Below are 16,673 nucleotides of genomic sequence, written 5' to 3'. Positions count from 1 at the left end.
GAGTCCTACCTGGTCAACGTCACATCCGCGTGTCGTTGACGGGTGCGGGGGGCTCAACGACGAGGAGTCGCATTGTCTGCACGATGGAAGGGCCGGGTCGCGTGCCTGGCCGTCGGGTCGCTCGCGACCGGGGGTCTGGCCGGCCTGGCCGGGACGGCCGCGTTCGCCGACGACGTCGACCCGGTGGCGCCGACGTCGGGGCCGCAGTTCAGCGCCCAGGCGCGCACGCTGCTCGGGCTGGAGGGCGTCGAGGCGGTGACGGCGGACGGCGACGGCAACGTCGTGCTGCTGACCACCGAGCCGGTCGAGGAGCTGGTCGACGAGGCCGAGGAGTTCGTGGACGGCCACGGCAACGTCGAGGTCATCGTCCTGGACGCGCCGCTGACCGCGCTCGCCTCCAGCGACGTGGTCGGCGGCGCCGGGTACGCCGCGTACAACCCGCTGTCGTTCGCCGCCGGGCTCTGCTCGGTCGGCTTCACCGGTTTCACCCCGGCCGGCGCGCCCGCGGTCATCTCCGCCGGGCACTGCACCGACGACGGCGACTTCACCGAGGCGGCGCTGACCGTGCCGGCGGACGACGACGCGGGCGGCGGCGACGACATCTCGCTGCTGGCCGAGCTCGGCCAGTTCGGGTTCTCCCAGTTCGGCGGGCCGGGCAACACCCCGGGCGCCGACGGCGACGTCACCAGCACCGACGTGTCCGTGATCGACGTGGCCAACCCCGACCTCACGCTGCTGCCCGCGGTCACCAACTGGACCACCGTGGCGGACCTGTCGGCCTCCACCCGCCCGGTCACCGCCGTGGGCCGCGCCCAGGTCGACCAGAACGTCGTGAAGTCCGGCCGCACCACCGGGTTCACCTCCGGCAGCGTCCTCGGGCACGGCTGGGCCGTCGTCGACGGCCGCGAGGTCGCCGGGTTCATGACCGACGTGCCGGCCGCCGAGGGCGACTCCGGCGGCGCGGTCCTGCAGGGCTCCACCGCCGTCGGCCTGGTCTCCGGCGGCGGCACCAGCGGCGGGGTCCCGGTCATGTGGGCCGCGGACCTGCAGGCCGCGCTGGCCCGCACCGGCGGGTACACCGTCGCCGTCGAGGTCGCCGCCCCGGCCCTGACCGGCCCGGCCGACGGCTCGACGATCCTGCCCGGCGCCACCATCACCGGCACCGCCCCGGCCGACACCGTGCTGTCCGTGCAGCGGGGGAGCGAGGCGCCCGTCGACGTCCCGGTCAGCGGCGCCGGCACCTGGTCGATCACCGCCCCCACCCAGGCCGGCGCGGTGACCTACACCGCGACCGCCCGCAGCGGATACTCCGTCTCCCAGGCCCTGAGCTTCGGCTACGACGTCGTCCCGGCCACCGGCATCACCAGCCCCGCCGAGGGCGAGCGCGTCGTCACCGGGCTGCAGCAGATCACCGGCGTCGGCAACGCCGGCGAGACCGTCGAGCTCACCGGTGCCGTCACCGAGACCGCCGTGGTCGGCACCGACGGGACATGGCAGGTGGCCGTCGACCTGTCCTACGGCGTGCACGCCGTGACCGTCGCGCAGACCAGCGGCACCCCGACCGCCCCGGTGACGACCACGTTCCAGGTCGTGCCCGTCGCCCCCGCGATCACCAGCCTCGACGGGGTGACGTTCGCCGAGGCCGACGCCCCCAACCGAGTCGAGGGGACCGGCATCGACGGTGCCAGCGTCCAGCTCGCCGTGAACGACACCGCGGCGCTGACCGCCGAGGTCGAGCAGGGCACCTGGGGCGTCGAGCTGGCCGAGCGGCTCGCCGCCGGCGAGCACGCGATCACCGCGACCCAGACGATCAACGGCGCGACGTCCGACCCCGCCCGCGCCGGCCTGACCATCACCGCCGCCCCCGTCGCGGCGCCGGACACCCCGGCCGCCGCAGCGCCCACCGGGGTCCTCGCGCGCACCGGCGCCGAGACCGCGGCGCTCATCGCCGCGATCGCCGCGGTGCTCCTGCTCGCCGGCGGGACGGCAACCGTCCTCGCCCGACGAGCCCGCGCCCGAGCCTGACACCCGCACCGCACCACGGAGCCCCCTCGACGCACCGCGTCGAGGGGGCTCCGTGGTCCAGCACCCGATCGCCGTCGCTGCGACACGACGACCTACCGTCGACCCGGAGGGCCTTCGGACAACCAGGAGTCGAGTGTGGCAACCGCCTCGATCCGAGGGCCCTCCCGCACGCACCGAAGCCGTCGGCGTGCCCCACCCCGCTAGTGGGGGTCGTCCGCGCCCGGCCGGCGGACCCAGATCAGGCGCACCCCGTCCGGCACCTGCTCGCGCAGCGCGGCCATCGCCGCGTCGTAGTCCACGCCGCGACCCTCCAGCTGCGACGTCCGGCGGTCAGGGTCGACCCCGGTGTGATCCGGGGGGACGGTCTCAGCCAGGGCACGCAACACGATCACGACGCGGAGCGTACGTTCGCGCGCCGACATCGACCTCGCGGCGCCGGCTCTGCGGGTGCTCCAGGTCGGGCAGCACGAAGCCCCCGGATGCACCGCACCCAGGGGCTTCGTGAGGAGGGTCAGTGGCGTGCGCGACGGGGAACGGACCGCTCGGGGTGGTCCATCGCGTCGGCGATCGCAGCCGCGACGTCGGGCCGCGCGTTCAAGCGGGCCTGGGCTGCGCTGACAACGACCGCGGGCTCGAGGACGAGGACGCCGTCGGCTTCCTCGCGGACCAGGTAGCGGTCGTGGGTGGCGATCTTGCCGAGGCTGACGCGCCTTCGCGCGTCGACCTCTACGAGGTTCATGGCAGGGGTGAGTGCAGTCATGGCGGTGGCAGCTCTCTGGCGGGGCGCTGCCCCGGTGGCCGTCGCTGTGGCCGTTCGGGGCTTCTCTCGGGGTGGTGGGAAGTGTTGGTGGTTCCGACGCCTAGGAGTTTAACCCCAGTGCCCCACCTATACAACCGGGGTGTTGCCCCAATAGGGTAAGATGGTAGTCATGACGACCCTGGTGCTCGACCCCGTCGCCGCGCAGTACCTCGACGCGGTCCACGAGCGCGACTCCACCCTCAGCGACCGGATCGAGGACTCGCTCGACGCGCTTGAGGGGGACGCCACCGTGGCGACCTACCGGCGCCACCTGCTGCGGCTGCCCGGCAGGCCCGACCTCGACCCCGTGTGGGCGTACTCGGTGCGGGGCGGCCAGGAGGAGGTCATGGTCGTCTGGCACCAGGTCGAGGAAGTCGTCCGCATCGTCTACATCGGGCCGTCGATCTTCTGACCCGGCCGGGCGTAACGCGCTGCGGCCCGCGCACCCCAGCTCACCCCAGCCCAAGCGAAGCACCTGGTCGACGTCTACGGCGCCGGCGAGCGCACTGTCGGAGAGGTCGCCGAGCTGTGCGGGATCTCCCGCGCGAGCGTTTACCGCACCCTCCAGCGGGCCGGCGCCCGGCCGTAGGCGGCGCGGGCGAGCGCGACTCGGCCCCGCACCCGAGGGTGCGGGGCCGAGCAGGCGCGAGAGCTAGACCTTCTGCGTGATGGTCTTGCTCGGGCTGCGCCTGGCCGCCGTCGCCCTGGCGAACCGGCCGGTGCCCACGTCGCGGACGACCGTCCGGGCGTTGCGGGTGCCGGAGCCGACCCGCTCTGCAGTGGTGGTCGTCTTCGGGCTCCGCTTCGCGGTCGCCTTGGGAACGAACTGCCCCGTCTTCGCGCTGCGCGAGACGGTCCGAGGACTACGCGCGGCCCCGGGGCCCCCCCGGGGGCCCGGTGGTCCACCCGGCCGGCGCGGGGGGGGGGGCCCCCCCCCCGGGGGGGGGGCCCCCGACCGTTGCGGCTCAGCGGCCGCGGCGGATCGTGGTGGTCTGCGTGATGGTCACGCGGACCGGGCCACGCGTGACCGTGCGCGTGATGCGTCGGGTAGCCACGAGGCTCCCTCCTTCCTGACTGTCGTCACCGACACCCGGTAGGAGGGACCCCTAGAGAGGTCCGACGACTCCTGTTAGCCTCGAATCTCCCCGTGCAAAGGGATTCGTCGCCCCAGCGTCTCGGTGCTTATCGCCCGAGTCACTGGGGCGATGTGCTTGCACCATACCGCCGTGCTCCGACACGTCAAGCCGTTCGTCCACAGGCTTCGGCGTGTTGCGGCGAGTCGCGTGATTTCGATTTCGCGCATTGTCCCCACACGCCGGACATGGCCGTCCGGCCGGTTCGCGGGCGGCCTGTCGCGGCGGTCGGCTCAAGGACGGGTGTCCCTACATCTGGCGGTCAGTAGCACCACCACCACAACCTGTGGTGGCCTATGTGACCCCGGCTCTGGTAGGGCCGGGGTGGTCGGACGGCAGCCGGGCGTACGCGCAGGAGAGGCCCGTCTCCTGTCGGAGCAGTGTGCTATAAGCGCCCTGCGCGCCGGGGATTGCCCCGCAGCGGTCGTGCGAGGCATTCGTCATACCCCCTGCGCCTAAGTGAGATGAAACGGGCAGCCGGGTGGCTGCAAATGGCGTTGAAACGCGGCAAGTACCGGCAAGGGCCGTCGAGTGCCGTCCAGGACCGTCGAGCACCCGCGTGCACCGGCGAGGAGCTGCGCGATGAAGGGGCCGTCGGCGAGCAGCACCGAGAGCGCGCCGCGGACAGGGGGAGAGCGCCGCGAGCACCCTTGGGGCTACGACCCGGTGCACAAGATCAACCCGACGTCGCCCTGCCGCCCGACGTAGCCCTCGCAGCAGCGTCCGCGGGGCTCCTACCTGTCGGCGCGCGGACGTCTCCCGTGCCCGGCACCCTGAGTCGATGACCCCGGCCGACCGCTCGATGCCCGGCGACGTGATGCTTGCGCGCGCCGTCGAGACGATCGCCGAGACCACCGCGCTGCCCGGCGGCACCACCTGGGAGCCCAAGTGGGACGGGTACCGGGCGGTCCTCGTCGTCAACGAGCACGGCGCGCGGATCCTCTCGCGCCGCGGCACCGACCTCACCGCGGCGCTGCCCGACCTCGCGACCGCCGCCGCAGCCCAGGTCCCCGCCGGGACCGTGCTCGACGGCGAGGCCGTCGTCTGGTCGACCACCACCGGGACGCTGGACTTCTCCGCGCTGCAGCGGCGCGTGGCGAGTCCGCGCACCGCCGCGCGTCTCGCGCGCGAGCAGCCCGCCTCCTACGCCGCGTTCGACGTCCTCGAGCACGACCGGACCGACCTGCGGCCCCTGCCGCACCACCAGCGGCGAGCGGTGCTCGCCGAGCTCGCCGCCGCCTGGGCGCCGCCGATGACGCTCTCGCCGTCGACGAGCGACATCGAGGTGGCCGCCGCCTGGTTCCGGGACCTGGCCGCTGCCGGCATCGAGGGGCTCGTTGCCAAGGGCGGCGCCCAGCCCTACCGGCCCGGCCGCCGCGACTGGCTCAAGGTCAAGCACCGGTCGGTGCTCGACGTCGTCTGCGCCGCCGTCATCGGCCCCGCCGCCGCGCCGGGGGCCGCCGTCGCCGGCCTGCCGATCGACGGCGAGCTGCGCATCGTCGGACGCACCACCCCGCTCAGCGGGATCGCCCGCCGCGACCTTGCCCGCCAGCTCGCGGCCGCCGGCCCCGGCCACCCGTGGCCGGCTGTCGTGCCGGCATCCGCCGTGCACGGGTTCGGCGCCGGCCGCGAGCCCATCACCCTGACCCTGGTCGACCCGCTCGTCATCGAGGTGTCCGCCGACACCGCCTGGTCCGGCAGGAGCTTCCGACACCCGCTGCGGTTCGTCCGGGTTCGACCAGAGTTGTATCCGGAAGAGGTTTCACCACCTCGGTGATCAGCGACCTGTTCGGGCTCAGCATCGCCGCATCGACGGGCTGGGCCCGCCGTGCCGGGCGCGACTGGCAGGGCTACCTCAGTGCGATGAACGATCGACCGCGTGCATGAAGATCACGCCTCGGACCCTCTGGCCAGGTGCTGCACCAGATGGCCGGTCAGCGCGGAGACTGCGTCGGGAACCACCGTGTAGTACGCCCACACGCCGCGCTTCTCGCGGGTGACGAAGCCGGCCTCGGTGAGCACCTTGAGGTGGTGGGACACCGTCGGCTGGGAGAGCCCGACAGGCTCGGTGAGGTCGCAGACGCACGCCTCCCCGCCGTCGTGGGCGGCGATGATCGACAGCAGCCGCAGGCGGGCCGGGTCGGCCAGCGCCTTGAGCGTGCGGGAGGTCCGCTCGGCGTCCTCGGCGCTCATCGTCGAACCGGTGACGGGGCTGCAGCAGCCTGCGGACGCGGTCGAGGTCACCGGGAGCAGGTCGAGAGCCATGCCCTCATCATGCGTCATGCATTGACGCCTGTCGATGTTGACAGCCGTCGATGGGATGGTCCACCCTCCAGGTATCGACGGGGATCAATGCGAAGGAGGAGTGATGGCACAGGACATCCGGGAGCAGGTCCGGGCCCGCTACGCCCTGGCGGCCGTGCAGGGCAGCGCGGACGCCGGTTGCTGCGGTGGTGACTCGGCCGGTGGGTGCGGGCCGACGGACCTGGTGATCGACGAGCGGTTCGGCGCCGGGCTGTACGGGGCGGAGGACGCGGCCGCGGTGCCGGCCGAGGCGCTGGCGGCGTCGCTGGGCTGCGGGAACCCGCTGATGGTGGCCGAGCTGCGTGAGGGCGAGCGGGTGCTGGACCTGGGCTCGGGCGGCGGGATCGACGTGCTGCTGTCCGCGCGCCGGGTCGGTGCGACCGGGTTCGCCTACGGGGTGGACATGACCGACGAGATGCTCGACCTGGCCTGGGCGAACGCGGCCAAGGCCGGTGCGAGCAACGTGGAGTTCCGCAAGGGCACCATCGAGGACCTGCCCCTGGACGACGCGAGCGTGGACGTCGTGATCTCCAACTGCGTGGTGAACCTGTCGCCGGACAAGCCGGCGGTGCTGGCCGAGGCGTTCCGGGTGCTGGTGCCCGGCGGGCGGTTCGGGATCTCCGACGTGGTCGCCGAGGACCACCTGACCCCCGAGCAGCGTGCCGAGCGCGGCTCCTACGTCGGGTGCATCGCCGGGGCCCTGTCGCGCACCGAGTATCTGGACGGCCTGGCGGCGGCGGGGTTCGTCGACGCCGAGGTCGAGTTCACCCACCCCGTCGCCGAGGGCATGCACGGTGCGATCGTGCGCGCCCGCAAGCCCGCATCCCAGGAGGCGTGATGCACCCCGACCTGTACCTGGCCGTTCACCAGCAGCGCGACCGCGAGCTGGCCCGCGAGCTCGAGCTGCGGCGCGCCGCGCAGGACTGCCCCGGCTGCATCGTGCGCGCCCGCCGGCACCTGGCCGAGTTCGCCGACCGCGTCCGCGCCCGGCTCGCCGGCACGGAGCGGGCCGCGGCGCCGGCCTGCTGCCCGGCCTGACCGGCCTACGCGCGAGGGCCGCACCCCAGGCGGGGTGCGGCCCTCGCGAGCGTTCGCGGGTCAGGCGGTGACGGGCTCGACCCCGAGCTCGGACAGCAGGGTCAGGATGCGGCCGCGGATCTCGTCGCGGATCGGGCGGACCGACTCGATGCCCTGCCCGGCCGGGTCGGCCAGCGCCCAGTCCTCGTACCGCTTGCCGGGGAAGATCGGGCACGCATCCCCGCAGCCCATGGTGATGACGACGTCGGAGGCCTTGACCGCGTCGGTGGTCAGGACCTTCGGCCGCTCGGCTCGGATGTCGATGCCCTCCTCGAGCATCGCCTCCACGGCGACCGGGTTGATGTGCTCGGCGGGCATCGACCCGGCCGAGCGGACCTCGACGGCCCCGCCGGACAGCGCCCGCAGGTAGCCGGCGGCCATCTGGGAGCGGCCGGCGTTATGGACGCAGACGAACAGGGCGGACGGCTTGGTGGTCTCGCTCATCGGGGGTCTCCTCAGGAGTCAGGCGGGCAGGGGGAGGTCGGGCAGCAGGTCGGTGAGCAGTCCACGCACGCGGCGGTCGATCTCGTCGCGGATGGCGCGCACGCCGGTGTCGGAGGCCAGGGCGGGGTCGCCGACGACCCAGTCCTCGTACCGCTTGCCGGGCAGGATTGGGCAGGTGTCGCCGCAGCCCATGGTGATGACGACGTCCGCGGCGCGGACGGCGTCGTCGGTCAGCGGCTTGGGGAACGCCTCTGCGTCGGCCTCGAGCTCGGCGAGCAGCGGCCGGACCCCGGGGTGCACCTCGCCGGCGGGCGAGGAACCCGCCGAGCGGACGACGACGGCGTCGCCGGCGTAGTGGTGCAGGAGGGCTGCGGCGAGCTGGGACCGCCCGGCGTTGGCGACGCACACGAACAGCACCTGCGGGCGGTGCGCGGTCGTCGCGGCGTCCAGGGCGCGGGCGGCGTCGGTGAGGCGCTGGCGGGCGAACCGCTCGGTGTTGACCACCAGGTGCGAGCGAACGGCCGAGGAGCGCGCCAGGCCGGTGTAGGACTCGCGGACCACGGTCAGCACTGCGGCGGGGTCGCGGTCGGGGAAGGCGGCGGCGAGCCGGTCCGCGACCCGCGCGAGCGCGGTCTCGGCGTCGGTCAGCCCGGTCAGGGGGGACAGGTGCGCCGCCTCGGCCGCCACCGGGGCGAACGAGTCCAGCAGGGTGGTGACCGCTCCGCGCAGCGCGGGTTGCACCCGGTAGTACACCCAGGTCCCGCGGCGCTCGGACGTCAGCAGCCCGACGTCCTTGAGCAGCTTCAGGTGGTGCGAGACGGTCGGCTGGGAGACCTCTGCGACCGTGGCCAGGTCGCACACGCACGCCTCGCCGTTCGGGGACGTCGCGATCAGCGACAGCATCCGCAGGCGCAGCGGGTCGCCGAGGGCCTTGAGGGTCCCGGCGACCTGGGTCGCGGCGTCCAGGCCCATCGCGTGGTCGGCGGGCGAGGACTGCGGGGCGCACCCCTCGTCGGCGTCGGCGGTCGTGATTGTCGTGGTGGTCATGAGCGGACCTCCTGCGGTGCGACGGTGGTGGCGGGACGAGCCGTGTCGGTGAACCAGTGCCGGCCGGCCCACAGGGAGACGTAGACCAGCCCGACCAGGACCGGGACCTCGATCAGCGGGCCGACGACGCCGGCCAGCGCCTGCCCGGAGGTCGCGCCGAACGTGCCGATCGCGACGGCGATCGCGAGCTCGAAGTTGTTGCCCGCCGCGGTGAACGCGAGCGTGGTCGAGCGGGCGTACCCCAGGCCCAGGCCCCGGCCGGTGAGCATCCCGACGCCCCACATCACCGCGAAGTACACCAGCAGCGGCAGCGCGATCCGCGCCACGTCGAGCGGCCGGGAGGTCACGGCGTCGCCCTGCAGGGCGAACAGCAGCACGATCGTGAACAGCAGCCCGTACAGCGCCCACGGCCCGATGCGCGGGATGAACCGCTCCTCGTACCAGTCCCGGCCGCGGGAACGCTCGCCGACCCACCGAGATGCGAACCCGGCGGCCAGCGGGATGCCGAGGAAGACCAGGACGTTGACCGCGATCTGCCCGATCGAGACGTCCAAACCGGCGGAGTCCAGGCCCAGCCAGCCGGGCAGCACGGTCAGATAGAACCACCCGAGCAGCGAGAACGCCACGACCTGGAACACCGAGTTGATCGCGACCAGCACCGCCGCGGCCTCGCGGTCGCCGCAGGCCAGGTCGTTCCAGATCACGACCATCGCGATGCACCGTGCCAGGCCCACGATGATCAGGCCGGTGCGGTACTCGGGAAGGTCGGGCAGGAACACCCAGGCGAGCGCGAACATCAGCGCAGGCCCGACAACCCAGTTGAGCGCGAGCGAGCTCGCGAGCAGCCGCTTGTCGCCGGTCACCGCCGCGACCCGGTCGTAGCGGACCTTGGCCAGCACCGGGTACATCATCACCAGCAGGCCGAGGGCGATCGGCAGTGAGATCCCGCCGACCTCGAGCTCGGCCAGCGCATCACCGAGCGCCGGGACGAATCGACCCAGCGCAAGACCGGCGACCATCGCCAGGCCGATCCAGACCGGCAGCCACCGATCGAGCGTCGACAGCCGCCCGCGCGTCGCGGTCAGGTCGGGCACCTGCGCGCTCATCGAGCGACCGCCGCAGCGGCCGTGTCCGCGACCCGGGCGTCAAGGGCGGCGGCGGCGTCGACGTCGGCGTGCTCGACGGCGGCGGGGATCTCGGCCGGGGAGGCCGGGTCCACGTCGCCGAGCGCGGCCAGGTAGTGCTGCGCGTCGAGCGCGGCCGAGCAGCCCGAGCCGGCGGCGGTGATCGCCTGGCGGTACGTGTGGTCGACCGCGTCACCGGCGGCGAACACGCCCGGCAGGTTGGTCCGGGTGGACCGGCCCTCGACGACGATGTAGCCGTTCTCGTCCAGGTCGACCTGGCCCGCCAGGAGCTCGGTGCGCGGCACGTGCCCGATCGCGACGAACACGCCGGTCGCGCCGTGCTCGCGGGTCTCGCCGGTCACGGTGTCGCGCAGGGTGACCCCGGTGACCTTCTCGTCGCCGTGGATCCCGACGACCTCGGAGTTCCACGCGAACTGGATCTTCGGGTCGTTCTTGGCGCGGTCGGCCATGATCTTCGACGCGCGGAGCTCGTCGCGACGGTGCACGATCGTCACCGACTTGCCGAACCGGGTGAGGAAGGTGGCCTCCTCGACGGCCGAGTCGCCGCCGCCGACCACGATGATGTCCTGGTCGCGGAAGAAGAACCCGTCGCAGGTCGCGCACCACGAGACGCCGCGGCCGGAGAGCCGCTTCTCGTCGTCCAGGCCGAGCTCGCGGTACGCGGAGCCGGTCGACAGGATGACGGCGCGGGCGCGGATGGTCTCGCCGCCGCCGGTCACGATCGTCTTCACCGGGCCGGCGAGGTCGAGCTCGACGGCGTCGTCCCAGAGCACCTCGGCGCCGAACCGCTCGGCCTGCTTCTGCAGGTTGTCCATGAGGTCGGGGCCCAGGATGCCGTCGGGGAACCCGGGGAAGTTCTCGACGTCCGTCGTGTTCATGAGGGCGCCGCCGGCGGTCACCGACCCGGCCACCACGTAGGGGGCCAGGCCCGCGCGCGCCGCGTAGATCGCGGCGGTGTACCCGGCGGGGCCGGAGCCGACGATGACGATGTCGCGGACGGGGGCTTGGTTCGACATGTCTCTATGTTGACACACATCAAAACAGTACGAAAGCCGCCGTCGACCTTGCTTTCCCGAGGCGCTCCGGCGACGGCATCCGAGTTGCAGCCAGCGACGTTCGCCCCAGGGGCATCCACTGCTGTTCGAAGTCAGGGGCCGAGTAAGTCAGATGGCGGCGGCGCGGGCCGCACCCCGCAGGCGGGGTGCGGCCCCAGCGCGCTACCCGACGCGGATGAACTTCGGGTTGGACTGCCAGATCTCGCGGATCTGGATGCTCTTGCCGGGGGTGGGCGCGTCGACCTGCAGGTTCCCGCCGGCGTAGATGGAGATGTGCCCCGGCGACCAGATCAGGTCACCGGGCTGGGCCTGGTCGCGCGGAACCTCGACGCCGGCGTACCGCTGGTCGCCGGACGTGCGGGGCAGCTTGATCCCCACCTGCGCGTAGACGTAGGAGGTGAACCCGGAGCAGTCGAACCCGGACGGGGTCGTGCCGCCCCAGACGTACGGGATCCCGACCAGGCTCGAGGCGATCTCGACGATGGCGCTGCCGTTCGCGCTGGCCGGCGCCGGGGCGCCGACGGCCGCGGGAGCGGGCTCGGCGGCCGGCGCCTCGGGCTGTGCCGATCGCGACCTGCTCGCCGGTGCCTCGGGCTCGGGCTCCTCCTCGACGACGGGCGGCGGGGGCGGCGGCGGGGTGACGGCGGTCGCGGCCGGGTTCTCGAACGTCCAGGAGGCCTCCGCGGGCGAGGCGACGACCGGGGCGGCCTCGACGATGGCACGGGCGGAGGCGGTCAGGGCCGAGACGTCCACGGCGGTGGTCCGGACCTCGTCGTCGGCGAGGGCGGGTGCCGCGAGGAGCGACACCGCCAGGCCGGACGAGGCGACGGCGGCGCCGGTGCGCCGGGTGGTGCTGGACAGGTGGTGCGCCGCGGTGAGGCGGGCGTCCGTGAGCAAGGTGTGTGCTCGGCCGTCCGCGCGGTGCCGCGCGGAGGTCGTGTGGCGTGAAGGCATGGATGTCTCCTGCCGCCTGCGGGGTGAGCTGTCGGGTTCGGGCGGGAGACGCCCGGCCGGTCCGTGGACCGGCTTCACCCCGAGGGCACCTGCGTGCCCGACGATCGGTGGTTCCCCCGTTCCTGCCATGCGTGGTCGAGATGATCCGGGTGGTGGCAGGACTCGGCGTCCACCCGGTCGCTCAGATCTGCCCCTGAGCGCGTTGATGACGGTGCTGCTCCGGGCGTGGCCCGGAGGTCGTGCGGTGGTGTGGTCTCAGTCCTCCCTGGTCCGTCCTGGCGACTGCAGCGGGTGCTGCGGTCTCACGTCTTGTAGACCCAGTGCCACGGTTCGCGTGGGGTGTCCTCGACGAACCCGAACCGCCCCGCGTTCGCGCGCATCCACCTCTGAGCGGCGTCGTCCAGATCGAGGTCGACGGCCACGCCCCAGCCGTGCGGGCTGGTGCCGGGCTGGGCCGCCAGGCCGCCCTGGGAGTACAGGCCCTTGCGGCGGGCGACATCGACCTGGGCGTCGTACGACCGGTAGGAGTCGGTGATGCCGACGTCGATCCCGTCGCGCTCGGCGGCGGTCATCAGCTGGTCGAGGGCCTGGCTTGCGGGCGCCCACAGCCGGTGTCCGGTGCTCCCGACCTCGGAAAGTGCGTCGCTCGGGATCTTCCCGTTGCCGTAGGCCGCGAGGTCGGCGGGCACGCCCTGGGCGTTGCGGGCCGTGGAAGGGCTGGGGGTCGTGTCGTCGACGGCCGCCGAGAGCGCCGCCGCGAACGCGTCGCCCGAGCCCCCCGCCGGCTTCACGAGGCGGGGTGTGGTGGCGCCGATGAGCTGGCGGATCTCAAGGATGCGGGCGCTGGTCGCGGTGATGCCGTCCACGCGGTCCTCCTTCCGGTGTCGCGCAGGGGGTGCTGGTGGTGGTCATCGCAGCCCGAGCAGGGGTGCGGGGTCGACGGTCTTGCCGCCGACGTAGACCTCGAAGTGCAGGTGGCACGCTCCGGACAGGCCGGTGTTGCCGGAATACCCGATGAGCTGGCCGCGCGTCACGGATTGCCCGGCGCGGACCACCGAGCGGGTCAAGTGGTTCGAGGAGCTCATCAGCGACTGCCCGCTGATGGTGCCGTAGTTGAGCATCACCTGGTTGCCGAACCCGTTGCGCCACTCGGCCCACTGCACGGTGCCGTCGCGCGGGGCATACAGCGGTGTGTTGCAGTACGTGCGCAGGTCGATCCCGGCGTGCAGGCGCGTGTAGCCCAGGATCGGGTGCAGCCGCATGCCGTAGTTCGACGTGACGTACATCGGCTGGATCGACGTCGGGTTCGAGAACAGCGCGCCGGACTCGACCGCCGGCGGTGCTGGAGGGGCAGCGGGCGGAGCGGCCGGCCCCGGCTTCCCCGGAGCGGCCGGCTGCGGTGGCGCAGGGTTCGCGGGTGCCGGCCGAGCCGCGGCCGCGGCTGCCGCTTCGGCCTCCTGCTGCACCGCGATCCGCGCGATCTCGGCGTCCGCGTCGGCCCGGGCGGCGTCGGCTGCGGCCTGCTCCGCCTCAGCCTGGCCCTTCATGCCCTCGATGCGTTGGGCGGCCGCCGTCTGGTCGGCCACGGCCCGGTCGAGGGCCGCGTTCTGCTCGCGCTGGGCTGCCAGGGCGTCGTCGGCCGCGCGGGCATCGCGCTCGGCTTCCTGCTCGAGCTCGTCGAGGGTCTCGACCACGGACTGCAGCCGGGACTCGTTGCTGCGGCCGGCTGCCTCGAGCTCGGTCAGCTCCTCGAGCGTGCGTGCCTGCATCCGCTGGGCCGTGGACGCGGTGAACGACCGCGCCTGGAAGTCCTCGACCGAGCTGGCGCCCACCGCGATCTCCAGACCGGAGGAACGCGACCGCCCCTGGTAGGCGGCGCGGGCGAGCTCGGCGACGGTGGCGCGCACCTCGGCGGTCCGGGTGGAGTCCTGCTCAATCTGGGCGACCAGCGAGGCGCGCACGTCGCTGGCGTCCTCCAGGCGGGTGCGCGCGAGCGTGGCCTGGCGCCGGGCGGCGTCTGCAGTCCGAGTCGCCTCGTCGAGCGCCGCCTGGGCTGCGGGCAGGCGTGCCTTCGTCTCCTCCAGGGTCAGTACGGCCTGCGCCAGCTCCGCAGACAGGTCCTCGACCGACTCCTGCGCGTCCTCGTACTGACGCTGAGCAGCCTCGGCACGCTGCTGTGCCGCGCGTGCCTGGTCGTCGGTGGTGTCACCGGCGGCCGGCCCAGCGGGCAGCAGCACCGCCACGACCATGACCGCGGCCAGGGCTGCCGTCGCGAACGCGCGAGGACGGCCCGTGGCCGCGGCTCGCGACCGACGGGTGGGGGCGCTCACCACGGGCGGCTCGAGCGGTTGGGTCCCGCGGTGTCCAGGTCCGCGCGCAGGCGGCCGTACATCTCGGCGTCGATCGTCCCCGACGCGAGCCACTCATCGAGCGCCGCACGCGGACTGCTGGCGGCACGCGTGGGGAACAGCCGGGACACGCCCCACACGGCCAGCGTGATCAGGGTGAACCAGGCGGCGGCCATGACCGCCCAGCCGGCGGGGCTCATCTGGCACCACATGCTGGGCCGCCGCCAGACCGGTGACCGTCGTGAGGTACGTGCATGCCCTCAACTGTCGACAACGCGCGTCAAGTCTCCTCTGGCGGACGATGAAGATTCGATCAAGATCGCCGAGCCGGACCGAGTCGCGCCCTCAGGAAGGCGCGGTGCGCACCGCGGTGTCGGTCAGGTGAGCTGCAGGCTGGTCAGGCACGTCAGGTCCTCGCCGCCGGTCGCGACACTGGCCTGGGCGCTGCGGCCGGCGGCGGTGACCGTGACCGTGGCGCCGATGTCGCGCGGGAGCCAGAATCCGACGAACCCGTTGTCGTGGGCGCGGGTCGTCTCGTCGACGTACACCTCACCGGTGCTGTCGTCGACGATCTGCACCGTGATCTCCTCGCCGCCCATCTCGCCGGTGCAGGTGGTCAGCGAGTGGAAGTAGCAGTCGTGCGTCCGGTCGACGTACGGCGCGATCGACAGGTAGTGCCCTTCCTCAATCGGGACCGAGACGTCCTGCGACCCGTCCGGCGAGGACAGCAGGACCTCGTCCTGGCGGATGGATGCCAGCACGTCCTGGGGTCGCTCGTCCAGGGGCATCGCCTCGAGCTGATCGATCAGCTCCGTGGCGTCCAGCTCGGCCCACGTCTCGACAGCGGTCGCTGGCGCGTCGCCGGCGGCTTCCGGCTGGGCCGCGCAACCGGCGAGAACCAGGGCGGTGAGCGCCACGGAGGCGAGCAGGCGGGGTCGGTGGGTGAGCCTCATGTTCTCCAGCGTAGAAAGCCGTCGGTTCGACCGAGGTGGGCACGAAGTCCCGGGACGCCGCCCCGGGTATCGAGGCAGCGAACCTCTCGGTGCGTCGGCGAGGTGGGTCAGTGTGCGACGGCGTCGATGTCAGTGAGTTGTCGATGCCACGACGTCGGGGGCCTCGGACCCGCGGTGGATCACGTGCTCCGAGAGCGCGGGCGGGACGGCTCTGGCACCCGGACCACCGGCACGCAGCCAGTCTTCGAGCGCCCGGGTCTGGTGGTCGCCCGCCAGGCGCTCGAACCACACGGGCGCTGCTCCAGCGCGTCGGCATGTGCCCGAGGGGCGGGCCACGACGACGTCGCCGCGTTCGCACTCGTCGAGGCACTCCACGAACGTCAGGCGGGCAGCGCCGCGCTCGGCCACCGCCCGCAGCCGTGCCATCTGACCGCCCGGCATCGGGTCGCGGTGCCCCAGTGTCTCGCCCGCGCACAGCGAGCAGGCGGTCAGTCCGGGAAGGGTGGCCTCCCGGGCGGGCTCGGTGGGGGTATCAGGCACCGGACGACGATACGAGGCGCGGGCGCGCGAGGACGTCCCCGGTCGATGAAGTTTCGATCAGGAAGTTCCCACACGATCCGCGCGGTGCTCGTCGAGGTGCGGGCTCCTGGCCACAATGGCCGCATGACACCGCCCGAGGCCACGATGCGCGCCGTCGTGATCGACGACGAGCAGGCGCTGGCCTCCGTCGTCGGCGGTTACCTCGAGCGGGAGGGCTTCGAGGTGTCCTTGTGCCACGACGGCAGCGCCGCGGTCGCCCTGCTGCGTGAGGTCGACCCGGACGTGGTGGTCCTCGACCTCGGGCTGCCGGGGGTCGACGGCGTGGAGATCTGCCGGCAGCTGCGCACGTTCTCCGATTGCTACGTCGTCATGCTCACCGCGCGCAGCGACGAGGTCGACACCTTGATCGGGCTGTCCGTGGGGGCGGACGACTACATGACCAAGCCGTTCAGCCCGCGGGAGCTGATGGCCCGGATCCGCGTCATGCTGCGTCGCCCGCGCCGAGCCGCTCCTGCAGACCAGGGCTCCGCGCCGGTCGAGACCCGCAGGGTCACCGTCGGTGGCCTCGTCCTGGATCTGGACGCGCGCGAGGTCGAGGTCGACGGCGAGCCGGTCGTCCTGACCCGCTTGGAGTTCGACGTGCTGGCCGCGCTGGCCTCGCGACCCGGCGTCGTGTTCTCCCGGCCCGCGCTGATCCGCGCCGTCTGGGGCGAGGGCTGGGTGGGCGACGAGCACCTGGTCGACGTCCACGTGCTGCACGTGCGCCGCAAGCTCAAGGACACCGCTCAGCAGCAACGGTTCGTGCGCACCGTCCGCGGGGTGGGGTACCGGATGGGACCCGGATGAGGA

At 73.1% G+C, this 16,673-nt stretch carries 18 protein-coding genes and 1 riboswitch; of the genes, 6 read left to right on the top strand and 12 right to left on the bottom strand.

The window, feature by feature from the left end; all coding sequences use genetic code 11:
- Positions 1 to 72 precede the first annotated feature (72 nt).
- Positions 73 to 2,025: a S1 family peptidase gene (locus tag J5O08_RS10410; protein ID WP_218706771.1), complete on the top strand. Its 1,953-nt coding sequence runs from the start codon at positions 73 to 75 to the stop codon at positions 2,023 to 2,025.
- A 511-nt stretch (positions 2,026 to 2,536) separates the two neighbouring features.
- On the opposite strand, the gene J5O08_RS10405 is transcribed toward J5O08_RS10410, so the two are convergent.
- Complete coding sequence (locus J5O08_RS10405; protein WP_218706770.1) at positions 2,537 to 2,785, bottom strand: hypothetical protein; 249 nt, start codon at positions 2,783 to 2,785, stop codon at positions 2,537 to 2,539.
- A 169-nt stretch (positions 2,786 to 2,954) separates the two neighbouring features.
- On the opposite strand from J5O08_RS10405, the gene J5O08_RS10400 reads away from it, so the two are divergent.
- Positions 2,955 to 3,236: a hypothetical protein gene (locus tag J5O08_RS10400; RefSeq protein ID WP_218706769.1), complete on the top strand. Its 282-nt coding sequence runs from the start codon at positions 2,955 to 2,957 to the stop codon at positions 3,234 to 3,236.
- Between the two features lie 1,502 nt (positions 3,237 to 4,738).
- Positions 4,739 to 5,734 (top strand): ATP-dependent DNA ligase, encoded by a 996-nt coding sequence (locus J5O08_RS10390; RefSeq protein WP_218706767.1) that lies wholly within the window; start codon positions 4,739 to 4,741, stop codon positions 5,732 to 5,734.
- A 113-nt stretch (positions 5,735 to 5,847) separates the two neighbouring features.
- Here J5O08_RS10390 and J5O08_RS10385 read toward each other — a convergent pair whose 3' ends face one another.
- The gene (locus J5O08_RS10385) at positions 5,848 to 6,222 is read right to left on the bottom strand and encodes a metalloregulator ArsR/SmtB family transcription factor (protein ID WP_218706765.1); all 375 of its coding nucleotides are present in this window, start codon (positions 6,220 to 6,222) and stop codon (positions 5,848 to 5,850) included.
- Positions 6,223 to 6,325: 103 nt separating this feature from the next.
- On the opposite strand from J5O08_RS10385, the gene arsM reads away from it, so the two are divergent.
- The gene (gene arsM, locus J5O08_RS10380) at positions 6,326 to 7,099 is read left to right on the top strand and encodes an arsenite methyltransferase (protein ID WP_218706764.1); all 774 of its coding nucleotides are present in this window, start codon (positions 6,326 to 6,328) and stop codon (positions 7,097 to 7,099) included.
- A complete protein-coding gene (locus J5O08_RS10375) occupies positions 7,099 to 7,299 on the top strand; it encodes a hypothetical protein (protein WP_218706763.1) in 201 nt (66 codons plus the stop codon). Before arsM ends, J5O08_RS10375 begins: the two co-directional genes overlap by 1 nt.
- 60 nt (positions 7,300 to 7,359) lie before the next feature.
- On the opposite strand, the gene J5O08_RS10370 is transcribed toward J5O08_RS10375, so the two are convergent.
- The 10 genes from J5O08_RS10370 to J5O08_RS10325 form a co-directional block, all read right to left on the bottom strand.
- Positions 7,360 to 7,782: an arsenate reductase ArsC gene (locus J5O08_RS10370; RefSeq protein ID WP_218706762.1), complete on the bottom strand. Its 423-nt coding sequence runs from the start codon at positions 7,780 to 7,782 to the stop codon at positions 7,360 to 7,362.
- 18 nt (positions 7,783 to 7,800) lie between these two features.
- Entirely contained in the window at positions 7,801 to 8,829 is a 1,029-nt protein-coding gene (locus J5O08_RS10365) for a metalloregulator ArsR/SmtB family transcription factor (RefSeq protein WP_218706761.1), read from the bottom strand.
- Complete coding sequence (gene arsB / locus J5O08_RS10360) at positions 8,826 to 9,935, bottom strand: ACR3 family arsenite efflux transporter (protein ID WP_218706760.1); 1,110 nt, start codon at positions 9,933 to 9,935, stop codon at positions 8,826 to 8,828. The genes J5O08_RS10365 and arsB overlap by 4 nt, the downstream gene beginning before the upstream one ends.
- The gene (gene trxB, locus J5O08_RS10355) at positions 9,932 to 10,990 is read right to left on the bottom strand and encodes a thioredoxin-disulfide reductase (RefSeq protein WP_218706759.1); all 1,059 of its coding nucleotides are present in this window, start codon (positions 10,988 to 10,990) and stop codon (positions 9,932 to 9,934) included. Before trxB ends, arsB begins: the two co-directional genes overlap by 4 nt.
- A gap of 201 nt (positions 10,991 to 11,191) precedes the next feature.
- Complete coding sequence (locus J5O08_RS10350) at positions 11,192 to 11,983, bottom strand: C40 family peptidase (protein WP_218706758.1); 792 nt, start codon at positions 11,981 to 11,983, stop codon at positions 11,192 to 11,194.
- Positions 11,983 to 12,161, bottom strand: a riboswitch (cyclic di-AMP (ydaO/yuaA leader). (Overlaps the previous gene by 1 nt.)
- A gap of 124 nt (positions 12,162 to 12,285) precedes the next feature.
- On the bottom strand, positions 12,286 to 12,849 hold the full coding sequence (locus J5O08_RS21620) for a D-alanyl-D-alanine carboxypeptidase family protein (RefSeq protein WP_218706757.1): 564 nt from the start codon (positions 12,847 to 12,849) through the stop codon (positions 12,286 to 12,288).
- A 42-nt stretch (positions 12,850 to 12,891) separates the two neighbouring features.
- Positions 12,892 to 14,313 (bottom strand): M23 family metallopeptidase, encoded by a 1,422-nt coding sequence (locus J5O08_RS21615; RefSeq protein ID WP_218706756.1) that lies wholly within the window; start codon positions 14,311 to 14,313, stop codon positions 12,892 to 12,894.
- Positions 14,310 to 14,531 carry a hypothetical protein gene (locus J5O08_RS10335; protein ID WP_239192370.1) on the bottom strand — a complete coding sequence of 74 codons (222 nt, stop codon included), beginning with the start codon at positions 14,529 to 14,531 and terminating at the stop codon, positions 14,310 to 14,312. Before J5O08_RS10335 ends, J5O08_RS21615 begins: the two co-directional genes overlap by 4 nt.
- 177 nt (positions 14,532 to 14,708) lie before the next feature.
- Positions 14,709 to 15,284 carry a CueP family metal-binding protein gene (locus J5O08_RS10330; RefSeq protein WP_218706754.1) on the bottom strand — a complete coding sequence of 192 codons (576 nt, stop codon included), beginning with the start codon at positions 15,282 to 15,284 and terminating at the stop codon, positions 14,709 to 14,711.
- A 129-nt stretch (positions 15,285 to 15,413) separates the two neighbouring features.
- Positions 15,414 to 15,824 carry a hypothetical protein gene (locus J5O08_RS10325; protein WP_239192364.1) on the bottom strand — a complete coding sequence of 137 codons (411 nt, stop codon included), beginning with the start codon at positions 15,822 to 15,824 and terminating at the stop codon, positions 15,414 to 15,416.
- Between the two features lie 123 nt (positions 15,825 to 15,947).
- Here J5O08_RS10325 and J5O08_RS10320 point away from each other — a divergent pair, with 123 nt between their 5' ends.
- Positions 15,948 to 16,670 (top strand): response regulator transcription factor, encoded by a 723-nt coding sequence (locus J5O08_RS10320; protein ID WP_147794773.1) that lies wholly within the window; start codon positions 15,948 to 15,950, stop codon positions 16,668 to 16,670.
- The last annotated feature ends 3 nt before the right edge of the window (positions 16,671 to 16,673 follow it).

Origin of the sequence: Cellulomonas sp. PS-H5, assembly GCF_019265565.1 — a bacterium.
Lineage (GTDB): Bacteria > Actinomycetota > Actinomycetes > Actinomycetales > Cellulomonadaceae > Cellulomonas.
Note: the sequence above shows the minus strand (reverse complement) of the source record. Positions and strands in the feature narration are given on the sequence as shown.